This is a genomic window from Streptomyces sp. NPDC054956 (genome assembly GCF_053609185.1).
The window spans coordinates 1-20,011 of the sequence record NZ_JBSGXB010000127.1 but is presented as its reverse complement, the minus strand read 5'-3'; the positions used below and the strand labels follow the sequence as shown (position 1 = coordinate 20,011).

The following is a 20,011-nucleotide window of genomic DNA, read 5'->3' as shown; positions in this document are numbered from 1 at the left end:
GGATTTGCCGCTGCGCGGCAAATTTCAGCCCCGCCGGCGTTTGAGGCACCAGGTCCGCTAGGACAGGGCTGCGCGCCACTCCGCGACGGCCGTCGCGGAGACGGGCCGGTCCCACCCGGAGGGCCGGGCCGCGCTGCCGATGTGGAACCCGTCGATGCCCGCCTCCCGCAGCACCGGGAGGTGGGACAGCGCCAGTCCACCGCCGACCAGGATCCGCGGCTCGTACCCCGGCGCCCCCGCCCGAGCCGCCTCGGACAACAGCACCGGCAGCCCCTCGTCCACGCCACCCGCCGCACCCGCCGTCAGGTACGTGTCCAGCCCGGGCAACTCCGCCAGCGCCTTGCGGAGCTGATCCCGGTCCGCCGTCCGGTCGATCGCCCGGTGGAAGGTCCACGCGCAGCCGTCGAGCTCCGCCACGATCGCCTCGACGGCGGCCAGGTCGGGGCTGCCGTCCGGATTCAGGAAGCCGAGTACGAACTCGCTCGCCCCCTCCGCGCGCAGGGCCCGCGCCTGCTCCGCCAGCCGTTCCACGTCCTCGGCGGAGCCCGCCGAGAAGCCGTCCGCCGAGCGGAGCATCACGCGCAGGGGGATGTCGACCGCCGCTCTGATCCCCGCGAAGGTCTCGCGCGGCGGAGTGAGCCCGTCGGCGGCCATGTCGGTGACCAGCTCGAGTCGGTCCGCCCCACCGGCCTGGGCCGCGACCGCGTCCTCCACGTCGAGGGCGATCACCTCCAGGAGCGCACGGTTGCTCATGTAATCCCATCCTTCGGAAAACTGCTCGTATGACCCTTCCGGGCCAGTATGGAAAATAGGTCTAGTCCAATATCCAGGGTACGGGCCTCCGCCCACCCTTCACCAGCACAATCACGCCACCACCACAATGTGCGCATGACACCCGACCCGCACGACGACGCGCACTCCGCCCCGGCCCGCGCCACGGACGACACGGCCGCCCCCCAGGAGCAGGCGCTCCGCGCGAACTGGCAGCACACCCTCACCGCCGCCGGCGCCGACCCCGGCCACGACCCCGCCCCCTACGCGGACCGCCTCCTCACCGCCTGGGCGGAGCCGCAGCGCGAGTACCACACCACCGCGCACCTGGCCGACGTACTCGCACGGATCGACGTACTCGCCGACCACGCCGAGGACCCCGCCGCCGTGCGGCTCGCCGCCTGGTTCCACGACGCCGTCTACCGTCCCGACCGCTCCGAGAACGAGGAGCGCAGCGCGGCCCTCGCCGAGCGGGCCCTGCCCGAGCTCGGCATCGGCGACGCGCGCACCGCCGAAGTGGCCCGGCTGGTCCGGCTCACGATCACCCACGACCCCGCCCCCGGCGACACCAACGGCGAGGCCCTGTGCGACGCCGACCTCGCCGTCCTCGCCGGCGCCCCGCAGGCCTACGCCGCCTACGCCGCCGCGGTCCGCGCCGAGTACGGATTCGTCCCCGACGAGGCCTTCCGCGAAGGCCGCGCCGCCGTCCTGCGCCAGCTGCTGGACCTGCCCCGGCTCTTCCGCACCCCGTACGGCGCCGCGCACTGGGAGGCCCCGGCCCGCGCGAACCTGGCGGCCGAGCTCACGGACCTGACCGGCCGCGCTTCACACAGCTGACACGGAACGGGGGAATGTGATCCCGTTCGCGCCGGTTGTTGTAGTTCATGCCCGCAGCCTCAGCCGAACGCACCCGCATGCCCGTCGCCGTCTACGTCCTCGGCCTGTCCGTCTTCGCACTCGGAACCAGCGAGTTCATGCTCTCCGGGCTCCTCCCGCCGATCGCCGAGGACATGGGCGTCACCATCCCCCGGGCGGGCCTGCTCATATCCGCCTTCGCGATCGGCATGGTCATCGGCGCGCCCCTGCTCGCCGTCGCCACGCTGCGGCTGCCCCGCCGCACCACGCTCCTCGCGCTGATCAGCCTCTTCGGCTTCGGCCAGGTAGCGGGCGCGCTGGCACCCTCGTACGAGCTCCTCTTCGCCTCCCGCGTCGTCTCCGCGCTCGCCTGCGCCGGGTTCTGGGCGGTCGGCGCGGCCGTGGCCATCGCGATGGTCGAGCGGCACCAGCGGGCCCGCGCGATGGCCGTCATGATCGGCGGGCTCTCCATCGCCAACGTCCTGGGCGTCCCGGCCGGCGCGTTCCTCGGCGAGCAGTTCGGCTGGCGCTCCGCGTTCTGGGCCGTCGCCGCGGCCTCCGCCATCGCCCTCGTCGGCATCCTCGCCCTGATCCCGAGGATCCCGCTGCCCGACGAGAAGCCCACGCTCTCCCGCGAGCTGCGCATCTACCGCGAGCCGCAGGTCTGGCTGTCCATCGGTGTCACCGCGCTCGCCGCGGGCGGCGTCTTCTGCGCCTTCAGCTACCTGTCCCCGCTGCTCACGGACGTGGCCGGGCTCGATTCCGGCTGGGTGCCGTGGATCCTGGGCCTCTTCGGGGTGGGCGCGCTGGTGGGCACGACGGTGGGCGGGCGGATCGCCGACGCGCACCTCTTCGGGGTGATGCTGTGGGGCATCACCGCCTCCACCGTCTTCCTGACGGCACTGGCCCTGCTGGCCTCGACGGCCGCGGCCGCGATCGCCCTGTCCTTCCTGATCGGCTTCTCGGCGTTCTTCACCGCCCCCGCGCTGAACGCCCGCATGTTCAACGTCGCGGGCGCCGCCCCGACCCTGGCGGGCGCCACGACCACGGCCGCGTTCAACCTCGGCAACACGGGCGGCCCCTGGCTCGGCGGCACGGTCATCGACGCCGACTACGGCTACGCCGCCACCGCCTGGGCCGGCGCAGCCATGACCATCACAGCCATAGCCCTGGGCCTCGCAGCCCTCCGCCTGGACCGCCGCACAACCCACCCCACCCGCCTGGTAGCCACCTCGGCCACCCCCCTCCCGACAACGGAAAGGGTCTAGGCTCCGCGCTCCCCCGCCACCCGGTACGCAACGGAATGGTGGGGCGGGTGAGTTCATGGCGACGAGCATGCCCGAGAGCACTGACACTGCCGCCGGCGCCACCGCTGCCCTACTGTGACGCTGTCCGTCCGGCGGGGGCCGGGCCAGGTCGGGAACGGGGCGGGGCCATGACCGGCGGCAGTTGGCTTCTCGAGGTGGCGTGGGGAACCGGCGCCACCGCCCTGGGGCTCGTCCTCGCCACTGACTTCCGTGGGCTGGCGAGCTGGTTCGACTACCGGTGGCCCCGGCACCTCGGGGTCGGGGGCGTGCGCCTGACCGGCTGCGCCTTCGCGTTGGCCGGGCCGGTGATGCTGGTCCTGGGGCTGGTCAGCGCCGCGAGGCACGGCTTCGGGGAGGTGCTCACCGCCCGGCTCTCCGTGCCCGCGCCGTTGTTCATTCCGACGATCGGGCCCGCAGCACTCGTCCTCTGGGCGGGCTGGCGCCGCCCCCGGGGCGTGTTCCGACAGCTGGCGGCCGCGGGCGGAAGGCTGTGCCGGGGCGCCCTCGTGGCCCTGAGCGCGACGCTGCCCGCCTTCGCGGTGTGCCTGGCGGTCGGATACCCCGCGGCCGTGCTGGCCTGCTGGCTGACCGGCGTGTGCGCGATGCTGACGGCAGTGGTGGCGTTGCCCCTGGACTGGTGGCCCGACGAAGAGCCCGAGCAGGAGCCCTAGGAGACCGGGAACCCGGTAGCCCGGTAGACCGCCCCTAGGGCGCCGGCCGCCCCTTCGGCCGCCGCAACCCCGCCTGCGTCAGGCGGCGGACCAGTTCCTTGCTGCCGATCTCGACCGCGCCCGCGTCCACCGCGTCCGCGTACCGCTGCGCGGGCACGTCGTAGTGGTCGCGTTCGAAGGCCTTCGCCGGGCAGCCGATCGACGCCGCGAAGGCGTGCAGTTCCTCGAACGAGACGTCGCTGACCAGGTGCGACCACATGCGGCCGTGGCCGGGCCAGGTCGGCGGGTCGATGTACAGCGTCACCGGCGGCTCACTCGCCGCTCCCGAGGACGGGCCCGATGACGGCGCCGAGTCCGCCCACCGGCGCCACCCGCACGCCGGCTTCCGAGCACACCCACATCGGGTCGGGTCCCAGCTCGGGCTCCACGTCCAGCGCGTGCGGTTCGCCGTGGTTGCAGACCGGGCACAGCGGCCAGCGCCCGTACTTCTGCAGCAGCGCGTCCTTGACGTCCTGGGCGACGAGTCCGGAGAGGTAGTCGACGCCCTCCGGCCACTGCTCCACCCACCACCGGCGGTGCGTGACCGAGTTCTCCACGAGGGAGACGACATCGGCCTCGGCGACCTCGCCCGCGACGAGATCGGCGAGTACAAGGGCGCGTGCGGCGTGCAGCGCCTGTTCCAGGGGGGTCGCGTGGTCCATGGAGACATTGTGGACCCGGACGGCCCATGTGGCGAAGGTCCTCTTCCCCCGGTGACTTATGGCGTCTTGACGCTCCCAGCCACTGAAAATAGATTTCAAGAGTGAGCGAGAACGTGAAAGAAACCTTCAACGGCGACGCCGGCGCGGCCACCCCCGTACCCGTCCCGGCCCCCGCCGCCCTGCGCGCCCGGGTCCGCAGCCTCGGCCCCTCGATGACCCGCTCCATGCAGGCCGTCGCCGAAGCCGTCGCCGACGACCCCGCCGGCTGCGCCGCGCTCACCGTCACCGACCTCGCCGCCCGCACCGGCACCAGCGAGGCCACCGTCGTCCGCACCGCCCGCCTCCTCGGCTACCCCGGCTACCGCGACCTGCGCCTCGCGCTCGCCGCGCTCGCCGCCCAGCAGGAGTCCGGCGCGGCCCCCGCCGTCACCGTGGACATAGCCGTCGACGACTCCCTCGCCAACGTGGTCGCGAAGCTGGCCCACGAGGAGGCGCAGACCCTCGCCGACACCGCCGCCGGACTCGACGTCACCGCCCTCGGCGCGGCCGTCACCGCCCTCGCGGGCGCCCGCCGCATCGAGATCTACGGCGTCGGAGCCTCCGGTCTCGTCGCCCAGGACCTCGCGCAGAAGCTCCAGCGCATCGGACTCGTCGCCCACGCCCACAACGACCCGCACCTGGCCGTCACCACCGCCGTCCTGCTGCGCCCCGGCGACGTGGCCGTCGCCGTCACCCACTCCGGCGGCACCGGCGACGTCATCGAGCCGCTGCGGATCGCCTTCGAGCGCGGTGCCACCACCATCGCGCTCGCCGGCCGCCCGAACGCCCCCGTCGCCCACTACGCCGATCTCGTCCTGGCCACCTCCGCGGCCCGCGAGACCCAGCTGCGCCCGGCCGCCATGTCGAGCCGCACCAGCCAGCTCCTCGTCGTCGACTGCCTCTTCGTCGGCGTCGCCCAGCAGACCTACGAGACCGCCGCGCCCGCGCTCGCGGCCTCGTACGAGGCGCTCGCGCCCCGCCACCACACCCCCGTACCCACGGCCAAGCGCAACAGCACCACCCGCTAGCGGCACCCGCCGGCACCACCGCCGGCACAACCCAGCAGAACCCAGCAGTTCAGGAGGCCCCACTCATGACCGCGTACACCGAACTCCGCGCCCAGCTCGCCACCTTGACCACCGAGGCCTTCCGCCCCGAGCTGGCCGAGATCGACCGGCTGTCCACCCTGGAGATCGCCCGCCTGATGAACGCCGAGGACGCCACCGTCCCGGCCGCCGTCGCCGGGCAGCTGGAGCAGATCGCCGCCGCCATCGACGGGATCTCCGAGCGGATGGCCCGCGGCGGGCGCCTGGTCTACGCGGGAGCCGGCACCGCCGGCCGGATGGGCGTACTGGACGCCAGCGAGTGCCCGCCCACCTTCAACACCGACCCCTCCGAGGTCGTCGGCCTGATCGCGGGCGGCCCCTCCGCCATGGTCAAGGCCGTCGAAGGCGCCGAGGACTCCGCGGAACTGGCCGCCGAGGACCTGACCGCGCTGGCCCTGACCGCCGACGACACCGTCATCGGGATCTCCGCCTCCGGCCGCACCCCGTACGCGATCGGCGCCGTCGAGTTCGCCCGCGGCCGCGGCGCGCTCACCGTGGGCCTGTCCTGCAACGCCGGCTCCGCGCTCGCCGCGGCCGCCGACCACGGCATCGAGGTCGTCGTCGGACCCGAACTCCTCACCGGCTCCACCCGTTTGAAGGCCGGCACCGCGCAGAAGCTCGTCCTCAACCTCATCTCGACCGTCACGATGATCCGGCTCGGCAAGACGTACGGGAACCTGATGGTCGACATGCGCTCCTCCAACGAGAAGCTGCGCGCCCGCGCCCGCCGCATCGTCTCGCTCGCGACCGGCGCCCCCGACGAGGAGATCGAGGCCGCGCTCACCGCCGCCGGCGGCGAGGTCAAGCAGGCCATCCTCGTCATCCTCGGCGGCGTCGACGGACACGAGGCCGCCGAACTCCTCACCGCCTCCCGCGGCCACCTCCGGGCCGCCCTCGCCGAGACGCGGACGCGGAAGGAGACGCAGACGCAGTCCCGGGCACAGACCCCCCGCTGACCCCGCCGACCACCCCGAGCAGCAAGGCGAACACCACCATGTCCACTGACAAGAACCGCGCCACAGCCGCCGCGATCCTTCCTCTGGTCGGCGGCCCGGACAACGTCCTCTCCATCGCGCACTGCATGACCCGCCTGCGCATCACCCTGCGCGACCGCTCGCTGGTCCAGGACGAGGCCCTCAAGGCCGTGCCCGCCGTGATGGGCGTCGTCGAGGACGACACGTACCAGATCGTGCTGGGACCGGGCACCGTCGCCCGCGTCACGCCCGAGTTCGAGGCCCTGGTCGAGGAGGGCCGCTCGGCCGCCCCGGGCGCCGCGGCCGCACCGGCACCCGAAGCCCCCACCGGCGCCGCCCACGCCGTCACCGCCGACGAACTCGCCGCCCAGGGCGCTGCGATGAAGAACGCCCAGAAGGCGAAGAACTCCACCCCCTTCAAGCTGTTCCTGCGCCGCATCGCCAACATCTTCGTCCCCCTGATCCCGGCCCTCATCGGCTGCGGCATCATCGCGGGACTCAACGGCCTCATGACGAACATGGGCTGGCTGCCGGCCGTGGTCCCCGCGCTCGCCGCGATGGCCTCCGGCTTCATGTCCCTGATCGCGGTCTTCGTCGGCTACAACACGGCCAAGGAGTTCGGCGGCACCGCGATCCTCGGCGGCGCCGTCGCCGCGATCATCGTCTTCCCCGGCGTCGCGAAGATCGACGCCTTCGGCCAGCACCTCTCCCCCGGGCAGGGCGGCGTACTGGGCGCACTGGCGGCCGCGCTGCTCGCCGTCCAGGTGGAGAAGTGGTGCCGCAAGTGGGTCCCGGAGGCCCTGGACGTCCTCGTCACCCCCACCCTCACCGTGCTGATCGCCGGCCTGGTCACCATCTTCGGTCTGATGTTCGTCGCCGGTGAGGTCTCCGGCGCCATCGGTACGTTCGCCACCTGGCTCCTCGCCACCGGCGGCGCCTTCGCCGGCCTGGTCCTCGGCGGGCTCTTCCTCCCGCTGGTCATGCTGGGCCTGCACCAGGCCCTGATCCCCATCCACACCACCCTGATCGAGCAGACCGGCTACACCGTCCTCCTGCCCATCCTCGCGATGGCGGGCGCGGGCCAGGTCGGCGCGGCCATCGCCGTCTACTACAAGCTCCCGCGCAACCGCTCGATCCGCGCCACCATCAAGTCCGCCCTCCCGGCCGGGTTCCTGGGCGTGGGCGAACCGCTCATCTACGGGGTCTCGCTGCCCCTCGGCCGCCCCTTCATCACCGCGTGCGTGGGCGGCGCGGCGGGCGGAGCCTTCGTCGGCCTCTTCAACCAGCTGGGCACCGCCTTCGGCTCCACCGCCATCGGCCCCTCGGGCTGGGCGCTGTTCCCGCTGCTGGACGGCAAGTCGGGCATGGGGACGACCATCGCGATCTACGCGGGCGGCCTGGCCGTCGGCTACCTCGTCGGCTTCGCCGCCACGTACTTCTTCGGCTTCACGCGGCAGATGCTGGCCGAGTTCAACACGGGCCCGGACCCGGAACCGGCCCACGCCCCCAAGCCCGACCCCGAGCCCGAGAAGGAACCGGCCCTGGCCTGACGCCGGCCCTCTCGCGCGAACGGCCGCACTCACGCCCCCACGCCCCGAACGCCCTGCCCAGGCAGGGCGTTCGGCATACTCGCGGGCATGGAGATCCCCCCTGGGGCCGTAGCCCTCGAAGTCGTCCGCCTCGCCCCCGGGGCCGATCCCTGGGGCCCGGTCACCGGCACCGCCGTCGCCCTGTGGACCGGTGCCGAGGCCGCCGAGGCCCTCGCCCTCGTCGAGAGCCTTCCGCCGGAGGACGTCGCCCGGTGCTTCGTGCCCGCCTGGGGCATCCGCGCCCACGACGCGGAGCTGAACCACCTCTACGACGTCGTCCCCTGCTTCCGCTGCAACCGGGTCCTGCTCACCGGCCCGGCGGTCCCCGAACGGCTCGACGGCGGCCACGGTTTCGACGGCGAGAGCCCCGCGGCCAAGGCGCTCCTGGCCCTGCTCCGCGCCTCCGAGGAGATACCCGCGGTCGTCCCGGCCGGGCGGATGAGCACGCGGCCCCAGCCGGTGCTCGGCCTCCCCGGTGCCGAGGGCCTCCACCTGCGCCCGTGGGAGCCCGGCGACGCCCCCTCCCTGATCCGCGCCGGACTCGAACCGGACATCCGGCACTGGAACCGCACGGACAGGCTCGACCTGGCCGGAGCCGAGAAGCGCATCGCGCGCTACGGTCGCCGCTGGGCGACGGAGAAGGCCGCGGCCTGGGCCGTCGCCCCGGCCGCCGGAGGGCAGGCCGTCGGCCTGATCGGGCTGGCCGACCTCGACCTGCGCGGCGGCAGCGCCGAGATCGTGTACTGGCTGCTACCCGCCGGCCGCGGCGTCGGAGCCATGACCGAAGCGGTGTCCGCCGTGACCCGCTGGGCCTTCGAGGAGCTCGGACTGCACCGCCTGCGCATCACCCACTCCGTGGCCAACCCGGCCTCGTGCGCCGTCGCCACGAAGGCCGGCTACCCCCTGGAGGGCACCATGCGCGGAGCCCTCCTCCACGCGGACGGCTGGCACGACGAACACCTCCACGCCCGCCTGAGCACCGACTGAGGACCCGGCCCCCGGACAGGCCGGGCCTCAAACCTTCTCGGCCGTCACCCGGCTGTGATCGGCTGTCAACAGCTCGATGTCCTCCACATCAGGGGTCAGGATCGTCACACGTCCCGGCAGCGTCAGGGCAGTCGCACACAGCACGGCGTCGATGGCGTACTTGTGGCCGTGCAGCCCCGCACCCCTCAGTAGACCGGCGGCGGACTGGGCGACAGCCTGTGTGACCGGCTCCGCTCGGAGGCGGGAGAGCATCCACTTCAGTGCGGCGTCGTTCACCTTCGGATGCATGACCTCGACCAGCACCGCAGCCGAGGTGACCACCGGAATGTCGTCGGCGCGGGCGGCCGTAAGCCACTCGTGAACCCCTCGGTCCCACAGCACGGCCTTGGAGAGACCCTCGCTGTCCAGCACCAGCGCACCACTCACGCGGCCGCCCCGGCATCTGCCGTTCACGGGTGGGCCCGTTCGTGGAGTACGGCGGCCAGCCGCAGCGCGGTGTCCAGGTTGCAGCGCCCCAGGTCGACCAGCGGCAGCCCGTACGAGCCCGCGGCCGAGACCCCGTCCACCCCGAGCGACGGGAACACCACCCCGACGTCCGTCAGCGCCGCCTTCAGCTGCCCCACGGCCTCCTCGGCCGCCTGCATCCGCTCCTTGGACGTGAGCACCATGACATGTCACCTTTCGCTCTGAGTAATCGCGTTCAGCACTCAGAGTGGCGACGGGCTGGCTAGCCTTTCAAGGACCACGCTCCAACAACCACAACTGTTGGAAGGGGAGTTGCCATGCCCGATCCGGCAGACGCAGACCCGTTCTCCTCGCCCCGCACCATGCTCGGCGCCGAACTGCGCGTCGCCCGCAAGAAGGCCGGCCTCAGCCAGGAGAAACTCGGTGAGCCCCTCTTCGTCAGCGGCTCCTTCATCGGCCAACTCGAAGCGGGCACCCGCCGGATGTCCCCGGAACTGGCCCGCCAGATAGACGAAGCCCTCGGCACCGACGGCTTCTTCACCCGCAACTGCGGGGCGGTGACGAAGTCCAAGTACCCGGATCACTTCACCGAGGCGGCCGAGGCGGAGTCCCTGGCGAAGGCCATCCGCGAGTACGCGCCGCTGATCATCCCAGGGCTGTTGCAGACGGAGGCGTACGCGAGGGAAGTGTTCCGCGCGGGCCATCCCACCGCACCCGAGGAGACCATCAACGAGTTGGTCGCGAACCGACTGGCTCGTGCCGCCCTGCTCGCCGATCCAACAACGCCGCTGTTGTGGTGCGTGCTGGACGAAGCCGTACTCCGCCGGGCAGGCGACAACAAGGCTGTACTGGCCGAGAACCTGCGCCACATCGCAACCCTGATCCGGCGCCACCGGATCATCGTGCAGGTACTCCCTTTCAGCGCAGGCCTGCACGCAGCCATGGAGGGCTCCCTCAAGCTGATGTCATTCGAGGACGCCCCCGCGCTTGCCTACGTCCAAGGCATGGGAACGGGCCAGCTGTTCGACGATCCGGCCACAGTCAATCACCACACGCTGACCTACGATCTCCTCACGGCCAACGCGCTCTCACCGCGCAAGTCGCTGGCCTTGATCGAGTCGGTGGCGGAGGATTACGAACATGACCAGCACGCCTGAGTACGACCTGTCGGCGGCCATCTGGCACAAGTCCAGCTACAGCGGGGCGAGCGGCGGCGACTGCCTGGAGATGGCCACCTGGCGGAAGTCCACCTACAGCGACGGCACCGGCGGCGACTGCGTCGAGGTCGCCGACGGCCACCCCGACGTAGTCCCCGTCCGCGACTCCAAGGTCCCCGACGGCCCCCACCTCACCTTCGGCGCCCCCGCCTGGTCCGTCTTCGTCGCCGCCCTCGGCTGACCGGCGGCGGGCCTAGCTGCCGGTGCAGACCACGAACGCGGTCACCTGCTGGAAGTCGAGCGTCAGGTTCTGGACGCTGACGCGCCAGCCGTTGTTCTCGAAGGTCGACAGGATGAACTCGGTGTTCTCGCTGAACCCTCCGCCACCCGTGACCTGCTGCCCGGCCGGACACCCGACCCACGAGGTTCCGACGCCGCCCCACTTCCCCACCGAGCCCGGCCGCCCGGGAAGCTGATGGTGGGGCGCCGTTGAACAGACGACGAAGGGTTCCACCGTGTGGACCGCCCCGGTGTTGTTGTAGTACCTGACCTCCCACGTGTTGAGGTTCTGGAGCGAGCTCTGGATGACCACTCCTTGCGCTTCGCCCCGCCCTCCTCCACCCGTGGGCACCTCGCCGTTGGGGCAGGGCTGGTGCAGGATGACGACCTGGTCCCTCGCCAGCGTGGTGCGGCCCCCGAAGACCTGGCGATGGGGAGCGTTCGAGCAGACCACCGTGGCCGAGACCTTCCCGGCCTTCAGCGTGTCGTCGTTCATGCCGGTGATGATCCAGTCACGCCCGCTCGCGTAGGAACTGGTCAGGGCGAATTCGAACCACGTCGGGGACACGGTCATGCCGCCCCCGGTCGGGACCGTACCGACGGGACACGTGGCCTTGGCCGTACGCAGCACCCGGAACTCGTCCGGAACCTCCGTCGGGGGACCGGTGACGTACGTCAGGGTTTCGGCGGCCTTCGGGACGACGGGCGCGGCGGGCGCACTGGTGCGTCCCTGCGCCGTGGCCGTCGTCCCGCAGAGGGCGAGGAGTGCGGCGGCAGCCAGCAGGGCGGGTCGGGTGAGTCTCATAGCGGCCTTCTCGATTCGGCGGTACGAGCCTCCTGGATAGCCGAACCATCGACGCCACCCGAGTCCGAACTCCCGTCCTGGCAAGCAGAATCGCTCCTCCCTCACCCGGTCGGCTCGAAGGGCGAACCCTCCGGATCCGTCACCCGCTCACGCCCGCACCGCGCTCCCCCGGACCGGCCCTAGACCAGCACCTTCGCCGCTCCGGAACCGGACGAGGAAGCGACCGGGACGACCCGCCCGGCCGCCGGACCGCCGCGGTAGAGCGGCGCGAAGGAGACCAGGAGGAGTACGGCGCCGAGAGGTATGAGGTCCTTGTCGGCGAAGGGCAGCGTGGTGTCGACGAGGACCAGGACGGGGGCCCACACCTTCAGGACGCGGCGCGCGGCGAGCTGGGAGACCAGGATCAGCTGGCCGACGAAGAACAGCAGCGGGCCGAAGTCGTAGAACACCGGGAGCACGCCGGGTATGTCCTGGACCCGGGTGAACAGCACGTCCATGGCGCCCCGGTCGGCCGACAGGAACCCGACCGCCAGGTCCATGGCGAACTGCCCGGCGACCGCGACCGCACCCGCCGTGCCGGTCCACAGGCCCACGGCGGCCAGCCGGTTGGCGCCCGCCAGATCGCGCATCGTGGCGAATCCCCGCACGAAGAAGACGAGCGCGGCCAGGAAGCACAGGTGGCCGGCGCTCCAGGCGAAACCCGGTCCGCGGCTGCCGTCGAGGCCGTCGATGATGCGGACGACGCCGTACGTTCCCATCAGAACGGGTGCTGCGATGAAGGCAGTTCGCGGATTGTTCATGACCACGAAGCTACGGGCGCACGACCCCGAGCCGCATCGGGTACAGACCCCTGATTTGCCCCCTAGACCGGACCGTCCGCATATACCGTCGATCATGCACAGGACATCCAAAACCGTCTGATCACCGATGAGATGAAACGGATTCGCACAGCATGAGCGACAAGAACTCCAAGGTCGAAGCGATCAACAAGTTCTTCACCGCCTACGCGGCCTACGACCTCGACGGCATGCGGGAGGTGCTCGCGGAGGGGATCGAGTGGACCATCCCGGGACACCACCCGCTGTCGGGCACCAAGCGGGGCGTCGAGGAGGTCGCGGCCTTCTTCACCCAGCTCGGCAAGGCCGGTTTCCAGGCCGACCCGCTGTTCCTGGAGGCCAACGAGGAGTACGTGGTGGACGTCCACCGCGGCTGGACCACCGGCGGCGTCGGCAAGGTGGACACCCTGTGGGCGCTGGTCTGGCACTTCGACGCCGACGGCAAGGTCGACCGGGTCACGAACCTCTCCGGCGACCAGCACCAGATGGACTCCTACGTCTGGGCCAACTACGACCTGGCCCCGATACCGGACCGCCTCGCCTGACCCGCCCGAAGCCCCCGGCGCACGCCCTGGGGGATCAGTGCGGGAAGCTCCCCGTGTCCAGCGTCAGCGCGAAGGGCTCGGGGAGCGTCAGTTCATCGCCGAACGCCACCCGGACGGCGTGCTTGTAGGCGCCGTTCTGGGGTTCGGTGAACAAGGTCGCCGTCGGACCGTGCTCGTCGAAGCGGTCGATCAGCAGGTAGACCGGGACGGGGGCATGGGCGTAGGCCCAGAGCTTCTTCTTCCGGTCGTCCTCGGCATTGCTCCTGGAGGTGATCTCCACGACGAGCAGCGCCTCGGCCGCGTCGACGGGGTCGGAGACCTCGGCTTCCACGTCGTCGACCAGCTGGGACGGGACGACGACCAGGTCCGGCACGTACAGCTTGTCCAGGGCGGCGATGTGGATGCCGAGTGTCTGGTACACCTCCCACTCGGGCGGCAGGATCCCGTACAGGGCACGCTGCACCTTGACCGCGATTCCGTTGTGGTGTCGGTGGGGCGGTGGCACCAAGGTGATCTGTCCTCCGTCGATCTCGGCGCGCCAGCCCTCCGGCACGTCCAGGTCACGCCAGCTCTGCAGCAGGTAGTCCCACGTGGGGCCGCCGGCGTTCCGGTCGGGCTCGACCATGGCTGCGGTCATCGCGGTTCCCCTCTCCTGTGGCATATGCCAGCGAGCGTAGACAGACGGTGTCGCGGCGTTCGGCCGCTTCGTTCAGCGTCCCACGATCGAGTGGCGCAGGCCCCCGCTACACCCGTTCCGGGGCCGCCGAGGACGGGACCACCGTGCGGACCGGGTCCCAGCACTGGACCCCGCGGAGGTCCGGCATGCGGTCGCGCGTGAACACCGGCTCCAGGCCGGCCCGGCGCTGCGCGAGGTAGTCGTCCAGGAGGCGGAAGGCGATCGCCGACAGCGGGATGATCGCGGCGAGGTTGACCAGGGCCATCAGGCCCATGAACACGTCCGCCAGGTTCCAGACGATCGACACCGAGCCGAGCGAGCCCAGGACGACCGCGCTCAGGACCAGCGCCCGGTACCCCGGCAGGACCCACCGCTTGCGGGTGATGAACTGGATGTTGGTCTCGCCGTAGTAGTAGTTCCCGATCATGCTGCTGAAGGCGAGCATGAAGACCACGCCGGTGAGCAGGTGCCCGGCCCACGAACCGAGCGTGTCGCTCAGCGCCGTCTGCGTCAGGTCTGCGCCCTGCCGGCCCGACAGCTCCGGGTTGGTGACCAGGACGATGAAGGCCGTCATCGTGCACACGAGGAGCGTGTCGAAGAAGACGCCCAGGGACTGTACGAGGCCCTGCTTGACCGGGTGCGAGACCTCGGCGGCCGCGCCCGCGTTCGGGGCCGAGCCCAGCCCCGCCTCGTTGGAGAACATGCCGCGCCGGATGCCCTGCTGGACGGCCGCGCCGATGCCGCCGGCCGCCAGCTCGCGGAAGCCGAAGGCGCCTCCGACGATGTCCGCGAGGACCCGCGGGAACTCGGTGATGTTGAGGAGGACCACCGCCGCGCCCAGCAGCAGGTAGACGATCGCCATGACCGGCACCAGGACGGTGGTGACGGACGAGATCCGCTTGACCCCGCCGAAGACCGCCAGACCCAGCAGGGCGGCGAGCAGCACGCCGAGCGCCGGACCGAACCAGTCGGACCCGTCCGGGTCGGCGAGCGAACCGGAGGCGACGGCGGTGATGGTGTTGGCCTGCACCGCGTTGAAGACGAAGCCGAAGGTGACGGTGATCGTCACCGCGAAGAGCACCCCGAGCCAGCGTTTACCGAGCGCGCGCTGCATGTAGTACGCCGGACCGCCCCGGTACGCGCCGGTGGCGTTGCGCACCTTGTAGAGCTGGGCGAGGGCCGATTCGACGAAGGCGGAGGCCGCGCCGATCAGCGCCATCATCCACATCCAGAAGACGGCGCCCGCGCCGCCCAGGGTGATGGCGGTGGCGACGCCGGCGATGTTGCCGGTGCCGACGCGCGCGGCGGCGGAGATCGTGAAGGCGCCGAAGGACGAGACCTGCTTGCGGCCGTCGGCGCGCGGCGGGGTCTTCTCCTTCACCACCCGGAACATCTCCGGGAGCAGGCGCAGCTGGACACCGCGCGACCGGACCGTGAAGTACAGGCCGGCACCGACCACCAGCGGGATCAGCAGGTAGGTCCAGAGGTGATCGTTCGCGCCGACGACCAACGAGTCCAGGGTGTCCATCCTCGAAGTCTCGCCGGGGCGGAAGGCCCGCCGACAGGGACCTACGTCCGCCGCCGCAGGGACCGAAGACCCGCGCCGCCCGCCCTTCGCCCCGTTCTCGCGGACCGGGCCAACCCCACGGCCCGGATCCGCCTCGCGGTCCGGCGGGGCCCGGTCGTCCGGAGCGGCGGCGCAGTCCGCCCCGCCACCCCGCTCACGTCCACAGACCGTGCCGCCCGGCCCAGTCCGCGACCGCCGCCGCGATGAGCAGCGGGTGGTCCTCGGGGGTGTGGTGCCCGGCGGGCACGTCGTCGTGGCGGGCGAGCTCCAGGCCCGCGATGTTCCGCTCGCACCACTCGACGGTCTCGGGCCCCTGCATCGCCCCGGGCCCCGGTGCGAAGGTCGCCAGCAGCTTGGGCACTTCCGGGCTCTTCGCGAGCCAGTCTCCGTACGCCGCCACCCGGGCCACCACCTCGGCCGGCTCCCCGCCGAGCGGCATCGACCGCGCCCACCGCAGCAGCGGCCGCCGGCTCTCCCGGGTCGGGTACGGGGCCCGGTACGCGTCCAGGTCGCGCGGGTCGAGGGGCCGGGCGACGCTGCCGGGCAGCACCTCCATGAAGCCGTTCTCGTCGAGGATCATCGCCTCGCCGACGTCCGGGGTCTTGATCGCCCGGAACAGCTCGCGGCCGCCTTCCGGGAACTCCTCCCAGGTCATCGGCTTGACGATGGTTTCAGTGAACGCGATGCCGCGTACCCGCCCCGGATGCCGGGCGGCCCAGTCGAAGGCGAGCGCACCGCCCCAGTCGTGCCCGACCAGCACCACCTCGCCGAGGCCGAGCGCCTCGATCCAGGCGTCGAGGTAACGGGAGTGGTCGTCGAAGGTGTAGTCGATGGCGGGCTTGCCCGATTCCCCCATGCCGATCAGGTCCGGCGCGAGCAGCCGGCCGGGCCCGCCGACGGCGGGGAGCACCTCCCGCCAGAGATGGGAGGAGGTCGGGTTCCCGTGCAGGAACACCATGGGCACGCCGGCCGGGCTGCCGGCCTCCCGGTAGTGGATCGTCGAGTCGAGTACGGGCTGTACGGGCACGGTTGCTGCTCCTTCAGAGGTGGGGCGGGTACGGAGAACGGGCGCGGGCGCGGGCCGGGTCGGGAAGGGCCCGGGCGCCGTCAGCGGAAGGCCGGGGCCGTACGGCGCGCCCAGGCGGCGAAGGGCCGCGGCGCGCGGCCCAGGATGCGTTCGACGGCGGGGCTCACCGCCACCTCGGCGGCGACGGGCGCGCCCAGGATCGACAGGGTGCCGTCGACCGCGGGCTCGGGCATGAAGGTCAGCATCTGCGCCCGGGCCTCCTCGGGGCTCTGCTCCACGAACCGCACCGGCTCACCGAGCACCTGCGCGATCACCTCGACCCGCTCGCGCGGGGTGACGGGGGCCGGACCGGTCAGGTCGTACACGGCTCCCGCGTGGTCCCCGCCGCGCAGCACGGCCGCCGCGACGTCGGCGACGTCCGCCGGGTCGACCGTGGGCAGAGCGACGTCCCCGAAGGGCGCGATCGCCGTGCGGCGGGTACGGATCGACTCGGCCCAGGCGAAGGCGTTGGAGTCGAGCCCGCCCGAGCGCAGGATCGTCCACTCCAGGCCCGACCGGCGGACGGCCTCCTCGAAGGCGGCCGGGTGCCGGTACAGCTCGGGCCGGGTCCCGACCCCCTGCGTGGACAGCAGTACGACCCTGCGTACGCCGCTCGCCGCGGCCAGGCCGAGCAGCGCCTCCGGGTCCTCGCCGGCGACGAGCAGGAACAGGGCCTCGGCCCCGTCGAGAGCGGGCCGCAGGCTCTCCGGCTCGGCGAGGTCGGCCCGGTGGTGGCGGACTCCTTCGGGCAGGGCCTGCTCCGGCGCCCGGCGGGAGACGGCCGTGACCCGCTCCCCCGCTGCCGCGAGGACCCGTACCAGCTCGCTGCCGACGTTTCCGGTCGCACCCGTGATGACGAACATGTGAGGCTCCTGCCCAAGAGAGTTAGTTAGTCGGCTGACTGACTTCTGGGACGACCATAGCCCGCCGGGCGGCGCCCGTCTATACTTAGTCAGGTGACTTACTCAGAATCTGCGGAAACCGCCGGACCCGCCGGGACCACGGCCCAGCGCACCGGCAAGCGGGGCGGCAAGCGCGAACGGCTCGCGGCGGCCGCGGCCCAGGTCCTGCACGAACAGGGCATGGAGAAGACGACGATCGCCGACATCGCGCGCGCGGCCGACGTCCCCCTCGGCAACGTCTACTACTACTTCAAGACCAAGGACCAGCTGGTCGAGGCGGCCATCGACGCCCACGCGCAGACCCTCGCGGGCCTGATCACCGCCCTCGACGCACTCCCCACCCCGCAGGACCGGCTGAAGGCCCTCCTCGCCGGCTGGGTCGACCAGCGCGAGCTCACCGCCCGCTACGGCTGCCCCACCGGCAGCCTGGCCTCCGAACTCGACAAGCGCGACGACGGCCTCGACCAGGCCCTCGCCAAGGTCATGCGGGTCCTGCTCGACTGGGCCGAGCAGCAGTTCCACGCCCTGGGCCGGACCACGGACGCCCGCGAGCTCGCGGTCGCCCTGATCGCCTCCTACCAGGGCATCTCCCTGCTCACCAACACCTTCCGGGACCCGGAACTGATGGCCGCGGAGGGCCGCCGCCTGGAGCGCTGGATCGATTCGCTCGCGCTCGCCTGACGGGCGGCCGCTCCGCTGCGGGGCCGGCCGGCTCAGTCGGTCGGCCGCGGGACCACGGTGAAGGGGGTGTCGCCCGTGTACGCGAAGGTGCCCGCGGGCAGGCAGTTCAACTCCACGTCGGTCCCGTTCCCGTCGCAGTGCTGCGCCTTGAGCGTGAAGAAGACGGTGTTGGTGTGCGGGCCGAGCGCCAGCGGCTTGAGCGGCGGCGAGATGGCGATCGAGTACGGGAAGCCGTCGACGTCGACGAGACCGGTGCGCAGCACCCGGTTCTTCTTGTACGTGACGCGCTCCTCCTGCGGCGTGCCGATGTCCTGGACGTACGTGGCGCTGACGAACTTGGAGTTGAAGTCGTCGATGGGGTTGGGCTTGGACGGCTCGTAGCCGGGCGGGTAGACGGCCTCCGCGGCGTTCTTCGCCGTGAACCAGGACGGCGCGGTCCTCGCCCACTTCTCCTTGGCGTAGGTCTCGCGACAGCTGAGCGGACCGATGATCCGCACCTTCACGTCGTAGAACTCGTTGAGGTCGGTCCCGTCGCCCGCGATGCAGTGCGGGAACGGAATCTTGGGCTTCGGCTGCGGATCGGCCGCGGCCTGCGCGGTCGTACCGGCACCGGCGAGCGCGGCCACCAGCAGGGACGGGACTACCGCGGCGAGGAAACGGGCTCGTTTCACCGGGTACCACCTTTCGAGGTCGGCGAGGGGCGATTGTGACCGTCGGCCAGCCGACCACCCCGTGCGTCCCGATCCGCGGCGACACCGCCCGCGGGCGGCCGGACGGCGGAGCGATTCCACACGCCCGGCACCGCCTCCGGGCGTGGCCCCGGCCGGGGACGGGCCCCGGACCGCCGGCCCGGACCGCCGGCCCGTAGCCCCGCAGCCCCGCAGCCCGTCAGCCCGTCAGCCGCGCGCGCCCCGCGCCGCCTCGATGAAGGCGCGGATCAGCTCCGGGGACTTCACCCCGCGCTCCCGCTCCACCCCGCTCGACACGTCCACGCCCCACGCCCCGGTGACCTCCAGGGCCTCCCGTACGTTCCGCGGGTTCAGCCCGCCCGCCAGCAGCCACCGGCCGGCCGGTGCGGTGAACTCGGGCGAGCCCCAGTTCCACGGCTTGCCGGAGCCGGCGTCGGGGGCGTCGATCAGCAGCAGGTCCTCCCCGTACTCCCCTACGGAGGCCACCGCGCGGGCCGTGGCCCGGATCAGCGTGCGGCCCTCCGCGCGCAGCTCCTCGTAGTACTCGGGGCCCTCGTCCCCGTGCAGCTGCACGGCGCGCACCCCGCTCTCCTCGGCGAGCCGCCGGACCTCCTCCACCGACTGCCCGCGGAACACCCCGACGGTGAGCACCCCGGCGGGCACCCGCGCGGCCAGCTCCCGCGCGGCGGCGGCGTCGATCGTGCGCACGGTGTCGGCGGCCAGGATGAACCCCACGGCACCGGCCCCCGCCTCCACGGCGGTGTCGATGTCGTGCGCGGTTTTCAGACCGCAGATCTTGATGAACGGCTCAGTCATGCCAGCAGTCAACCAAACCCGGACGATCCCCGGTGCTCCGTCCCATGTGCCGAGCAGCTGGGCTGCCACCACGTCACCCGCACAGGCCGTCGCCCGCCGATGGGGTGCAATCGACGGCCGCAGCGCGTCCAACCCTCGACGGAGTCGCCACACGGGTCACCTACTGGTTCGCGCCCGGGCGCAGAATCGTGCTGCTCACCGTTTTCCGCAAAACCCGCATGCATGAGTCGGCACAAGTGAGCCGCGCGGTCGCAGCTCGAAGGTGTGCGAAAGGGAGCACGGACCGCCCCACATGACATACAGCCGCGGCGAGGAAGGGAAAGCCCGAAGATCTCCCGCGTGGAGGGGGCCGATGCCGTGCCCACGCTGCCCCCGCTGCGCCGACTCGCCCACGCACTGGACGCGTCGCCGAGCATCGCCTTGGGCGAGGACCACGAAGAGGTCACCTTCATCACGCGCCCTGCCGCGTGAAACGCCCGAGGGCGGCACCCCATCGCGAAGAAGGGGTGCCGCCCTCGGTAAGAGAA

Annotated in this window: 25 protein-coding genes; 12 read left to right on the top strand and 13 right to left on the bottom strand. The window is 72.0% G+C overall.

Annotated elements, in window-relative coordinates:
• Positions 1-57: 57 nt before the first annotated feature.
• Positions 58-753, bottom strand: coding sequence for a copper homeostasis protein CutC (locus tag ACWGDE_RS20705; protein WP_453390457.1), 696 nt, complete (start codon positions 751-753; stop codon positions 58-60).
• Between the two features lie 135 nt (positions 754-888).
• Here ACWGDE_RS20705 and ACWGDE_RS20700 point away from each other — a divergent pair, with 135 nt between their 5' ends.
• The 3 genes from ACWGDE_RS20700 (at position 889) to ACWGDE_RS20690 (ending at position 3,604) form a co-directional block, all read left to right on the top strand.
• Positions 889-1,608: an HD domain-containing protein gene (locus tag ACWGDE_RS20700; protein ID WP_453390456.1), complete on the top strand. Its 720-nt coding sequence runs from the start codon at positions 889-891 to the stop codon at positions 1,606-1,608.
• A 77-nt stretch (positions 1,609-1,685) separates the two neighbouring features.
• Complete coding sequence (locus tag ACWGDE_RS20695; RefSeq protein ID WP_453390458.1) at positions 1,686-2,894, top strand: Cmx/CmrA family chloramphenicol efflux MFS transporter; 1,209 nt, start codon at positions 1,686-1,688, stop codon at positions 2,892-2,894.
• Positions 2,895-3,061: 167 nt separating this feature from the next.
• Positions 3,062-3,604 carry a hypothetical protein gene (locus ACWGDE_RS20690; protein WP_453390455.1) on the top strand — a complete coding sequence of 181 codons (543 nt, stop codon included), beginning with the start codon at positions 3,062-3,064 and terminating at the stop codon, positions 3,602-3,604.
• Between the two features lie 34 nt (positions 3,605-3,638).
• On the opposite strand, the gene ACWGDE_RS20685 is transcribed toward ACWGDE_RS20690, so the two are convergent.
• On the bottom strand, positions 3,639-3,908 hold the full coding sequence (locus ACWGDE_RS20685; RefSeq protein WP_453390454.1) for a DUF4031 domain-containing protein: 270 nt from the start codon (positions 3,906-3,908) through the stop codon (positions 3,639-3,641).
• Positions 3,909-3,915: 7 nt separating this feature from the next.
• A complete protein-coding gene (locus ACWGDE_RS20680; protein ID WP_453390453.1) occupies positions 3,916-4,305 on the bottom strand; it encodes a hypothetical protein in 390 nt (129 codons plus the stop codon).
• A 101-nt stretch (positions 4,306-4,406) separates the two neighbouring features.
• Here ACWGDE_RS20680 and ACWGDE_RS20675 point away from each other — a divergent pair, with 101 nt between their 5' ends.
• The 4 genes from ACWGDE_RS20675 (at position 4,407) to ACWGDE_RS20660 (ending at position 9,000) form a co-directional block, all read left to right on the top strand.
• The gene (locus tag ACWGDE_RS20675; RefSeq protein WP_453390452.1) at positions 4,407-5,372 is read left to right on the top strand and encodes a MurR/RpiR family transcriptional regulator; all 966 of its coding nucleotides are present in this window, start codon (positions 4,407-4,409) and stop codon (positions 5,370-5,372) included.
• 65 nt (positions 5,373-5,437) lie between these two features.
• The gene (gene murQ, locus ACWGDE_RS20670) at positions 5,438-6,406 is read left to right on the top strand and encodes an N-acetylmuramic acid 6-phosphate etherase (protein WP_453390451.1); all 969 of its coding nucleotides are present in this window, start codon (positions 5,438-5,440) and stop codon (positions 6,404-6,406) included.
• A gap of 38 nt (positions 6,407-6,444) precedes the next feature.
• Positions 6,445-7,974: a PTS transporter subunit EIIC gene (locus ACWGDE_RS20665; RefSeq protein WP_453390450.1), complete on the top strand. Its 1,530-nt coding sequence runs from the start codon at positions 6,445-6,447 to the stop codon at positions 7,972-7,974.
• A gap of 87 nt (positions 7,975-8,061) precedes the next feature.
• Complete coding sequence (locus ACWGDE_RS20660; protein ID WP_453390449.1) at positions 8,062-9,000, top strand: GNAT family N-acetyltransferase; 939 nt, start codon at positions 8,062-8,064, stop codon at positions 8,998-9,000.
• A gap of 27 nt (positions 9,001-9,027) precedes the next feature.
• Here ACWGDE_RS20660 and ACWGDE_RS20655 read toward each other — a convergent pair whose 3' ends face one another.
• Both ACWGDE_RS20655 and ACWGDE_RS20650 read right to left on the bottom strand, forming a co-directional pair.
• Positions 9,028-9,426, bottom strand: coding sequence for a DNA-binding protein (locus tag ACWGDE_RS20655; RefSeq protein WP_453390448.1), 399 nt, complete (start codon positions 9,424-9,426; stop codon positions 9,028-9,030).
• Between the two features lie 23 nt (positions 9,427-9,449).
• On the bottom strand, positions 9,450-9,668 hold the full coding sequence (locus ACWGDE_RS20650; RefSeq protein WP_453390447.1) for a hypothetical protein: 219 nt from the start codon (positions 9,666-9,668) through the stop codon (positions 9,450-9,452).
• Positions 9,669-9,782: 114 nt separating this feature from the next.
• On the opposite strand from ACWGDE_RS20650, the gene ACWGDE_RS20645 reads away from it, so the two are divergent.
• Complete coding sequence (locus ACWGDE_RS20645) at positions 9,783-10,622, top strand: helix-turn-helix domain-containing protein (RefSeq protein ID WP_453390446.1); 840 nt, start codon at positions 9,783-9,785, stop codon at positions 10,620-10,622.
• Positions 10,606-10,863: a DUF397 domain-containing protein gene (locus ACWGDE_RS20640; protein ID WP_453390445.1), complete on the top strand. Its 258-nt coding sequence runs from the start codon at positions 10,606-10,608 to the stop codon at positions 10,861-10,863. Before ACWGDE_RS20645 ends, ACWGDE_RS20640 begins: the two co-directional genes overlap by 17 nt.
• Before the next feature lie 12 nt (positions 10,864-10,875).
• Here ACWGDE_RS20640 and ACWGDE_RS20635 read toward each other — a convergent pair whose 3' ends face one another.
• Entirely contained in the window at positions 10,876-11,706 is an 831-nt protein-coding gene (locus ACWGDE_RS20635) for a hypothetical protein (protein WP_453390444.1), read from the bottom strand.
• A 179-nt stretch (positions 11,707-11,885) separates the two neighbouring features.
• Positions 11,886-12,506, bottom strand: a complete 621-nt coding sequence (locus tag ACWGDE_RS20630) for a hypothetical protein (RefSeq protein WP_453390443.1) — start codon at positions 12,504-12,506, stop codon at positions 11,886-11,888.
• 152 nt (positions 12,507-12,658) lie between these two features.
• On the opposite strand from ACWGDE_RS20630, the gene ACWGDE_RS20625 reads away from it, so the two are divergent.
• Positions 12,659-13,087: a nuclear transport factor 2 family protein gene (locus ACWGDE_RS20625; RefSeq protein ID WP_453390442.1), complete on the top strand. Its 429-nt coding sequence runs from the start codon at positions 12,659-12,661 to the stop codon at positions 13,085-13,087.
• A gap of 34 nt (positions 13,088-13,121) precedes the next feature.
• On the opposite strand, the gene ACWGDE_RS20620 is transcribed toward ACWGDE_RS20625, so the two are convergent.
• The 4 genes from ACWGDE_RS20620 to ACWGDE_RS20605 all read right to left on the bottom strand — a co-directional run bounded on the left by ACWGDE_RS20620 (position 13,122) and on the right by ACWGDE_RS20605 (position 17,259).
• Positions 13,122-13,724, bottom strand: coding sequence for a Uma2 family endonuclease (locus ACWGDE_RS20620; RefSeq protein ID WP_453390441.1), 603 nt, complete (start codon positions 13,722-13,724; stop codon positions 13,122-13,124).
• A 106-nt stretch (positions 13,725-13,830) separates the two neighbouring features.
• A complete protein-coding gene (locus ACWGDE_RS20615) occupies positions 13,831-15,291 on the bottom strand; it encodes an alanine/glycine:cation symporter family protein (RefSeq protein ID WP_453390440.1) in 1,461 nt (486 codons plus the stop codon).
• Between the two features lie 193 nt (positions 15,292-15,484).
• Positions 15,485-16,357 carry a haloalkane dehalogenase gene (locus ACWGDE_RS20610; protein WP_453390439.1) on the bottom strand — a complete coding sequence of 291 codons (873 nt, stop codon included), beginning with the start codon at positions 16,355-16,357 and terminating at the stop codon, positions 15,485-15,487.
• Positions 16,358-16,437: 80 nt separating this feature from the next.
• The gene (locus tag ACWGDE_RS20605) at positions 16,438-17,259 is read right to left on the bottom strand and encodes an NAD(P)H-binding protein (protein ID WP_453390438.1); all 822 of its coding nucleotides are present in this window, start codon (positions 17,257-17,259) and stop codon (positions 16,438-16,440) included.
• Positions 17,260-17,352: 93 nt separating this feature from the next.
• Here ACWGDE_RS20605 and ACWGDE_RS20600 point away from each other — a divergent pair, with 93 nt between their 5' ends.
• A complete protein-coding gene (locus tag ACWGDE_RS20600; RefSeq protein WP_453390437.1) occupies positions 17,353-17,979 on the top strand; it encodes a TetR/AcrR family transcriptional regulator in 627 nt (208 codons plus the stop codon).
• Between the two features lie 32 nt (positions 17,980-18,011).
• Here ACWGDE_RS20600 and ACWGDE_RS20595 read toward each other — a convergent pair whose 3' ends face one another.
• Positions 18,012-18,650 carry a hypothetical protein gene (locus ACWGDE_RS20595; protein WP_453390436.1) on the bottom strand — a complete coding sequence of 213 codons (639 nt, stop codon included), beginning with the start codon at positions 18,648-18,650 and terminating at the stop codon, positions 18,012-18,014.
• Between the two features lie 225 nt (positions 18,651-18,875).
• Positions 18,876-19,484, bottom strand: coding sequence for a phosphoribosylanthranilate isomerase (locus ACWGDE_RS20590; RefSeq protein ID WP_453390435.1), 609 nt, complete (start codon positions 19,482-19,484; stop codon positions 18,876-18,878).
• A gap of 339 nt (positions 19,485-19,823) precedes the next feature.
• Between ACWGDE_RS20590 and ACWGDE_RS20585 the strand changes: the two genes are divergently transcribed.
• A complete protein-coding gene (locus ACWGDE_RS20585) occupies positions 19,824-19,955 on the top strand; it encodes a hypothetical protein (RefSeq protein WP_453390434.1) in 132 nt (43 codons plus the stop codon).
• Positions 19,956-20,011 lie beyond the last annotated feature (56 nt).

What these genes read in the sequence shown, in the direction of transcription:
- ACWGDE_RS20625 (WP_453390442.1), top strand. Translation starts at nt 12,659, where the DNA reads ATGAGCGACAAGAACTCCAAGGTCGAAGCGATCAACAAGTTCTTCACC.
- ACWGDE_RS20640 (WP_453390445.1), top strand. Translation starts at nt 10,606, where the DNA reads ATGACCAGCACGCCTGAGTACGACCTGTCGGCGGCCATCTGGCACAAG.
- ACWGDE_RS20620 (WP_453390441.1), bottom strand. Translation starts at nt 13,724, where the DNA reads ATGACCGCAGCCATGGTCGAGCCCGACCGGAACGCCGGCGGCCCCACG.
- ACWGDE_RS20695 (WP_453390458.1), top strand. Translation starts at nt 1,686, where the DNA reads ATGCCCGTCGCCGTCTACGTCCTCGGCCTGTCCGTCTTCGCACTCGGA.
- ACWGDE_RS20665 (WP_453390450.1), top strand. Translation starts at nt 6,445, where the DNA reads ATGTCCACTGACAAGAACCGCGCCACAGCCGCCGCGATCCTTCCTCTG.
- ACWGDE_RS20630 (WP_453390443.1), bottom strand. Translation starts at nt 12,506, where the DNA reads ATGAACAATCCGCGAACTGCCTTCATCGCAGCACCCGTTCTGATGGGA.
- ACWGDE_RS20605 (WP_453390438.1), bottom strand. Translation starts at nt 17,259, where the DNA reads ATGTTCGTCATCACGGGTGCGACCGGAAACGTCGGCAGCGAGCTGGTA.
- ACWGDE_RS20660 (WP_453390449.1), top strand. Translation starts at nt 8,062, where the DNA reads ATGGAGATCCCCCCTGGGGCCGTAGCCCTCGAAGTCGTCCGCCTCGCC.
- ACWGDE_RS20700 (WP_453390456.1), top strand. Translation starts at nt 889, where the DNA reads ATGACACCCGACCCGCACGACGACGCGCACTCCGCCCCGGCCCGCGCC.
- ACWGDE_RS20650 (WP_453390447.1), bottom strand. Translation starts at nt 9,668, where the DNA reads ATGGTGCTCACGTCCAAGGAGCGGATGCAGGCGGCCGAGGAGGCCGTG.
- murQ (WP_453390451.1), top strand. Translation starts at nt 5,438, where the DNA reads ATGACCGCGTACACCGAACTCCGCGCCCAGCTCGCCACCTTGACCACC.
- ACWGDE_RS20705 (WP_453390457.1), bottom strand. Translation starts at nt 753, where the DNA reads ATGAGCAACCGTGCGCTCCTGGAGGTGATCGCCCTCGACGTGGAGGAC.
- ACWGDE_RS20590 (WP_453390435.1), bottom strand. Translation starts at nt 19,484, where the DNA reads ATGACTGAGCCGTTCATCAAGATCTGCGGTCTGAAAACCGCGCACGAC.
- ACWGDE_RS20615 (WP_453390440.1), bottom strand. Translation starts at nt 15,291, where the DNA reads ATGGACACCCTGGACTCGTTGGTCGTCGGCGCGAACGATCACCTCTGG.
- ACWGDE_RS20690 (WP_453390455.1), top strand. Translation starts at nt 3,062, where the DNA reads ATGACCGGCGGCAGTTGGCTTCTCGAGGTGGCGTGGGGAACCGGCGCC.
- ACWGDE_RS20645 (WP_453390446.1), top strand. Translation starts at nt 9,783, where the DNA reads ATGCCCGATCCGGCAGACGCAGACCCGTTCTCCTCGCCCCGCACCATG.
- ACWGDE_RS20680 (WP_453390453.1), bottom strand. Translation starts at nt 4,305, where the DNA reads ATGGACCACGCGACCCCCCTGGAACAGGCGCTGCACGCCGCACGCGCC.
- ACWGDE_RS20635 (WP_453390444.1), bottom strand. Translation starts at nt 11,706, where the DNA reads ATGAGACTCACCCGACCCGCCCTGCTGGCTGCCGCCGCACTCCTCGCC.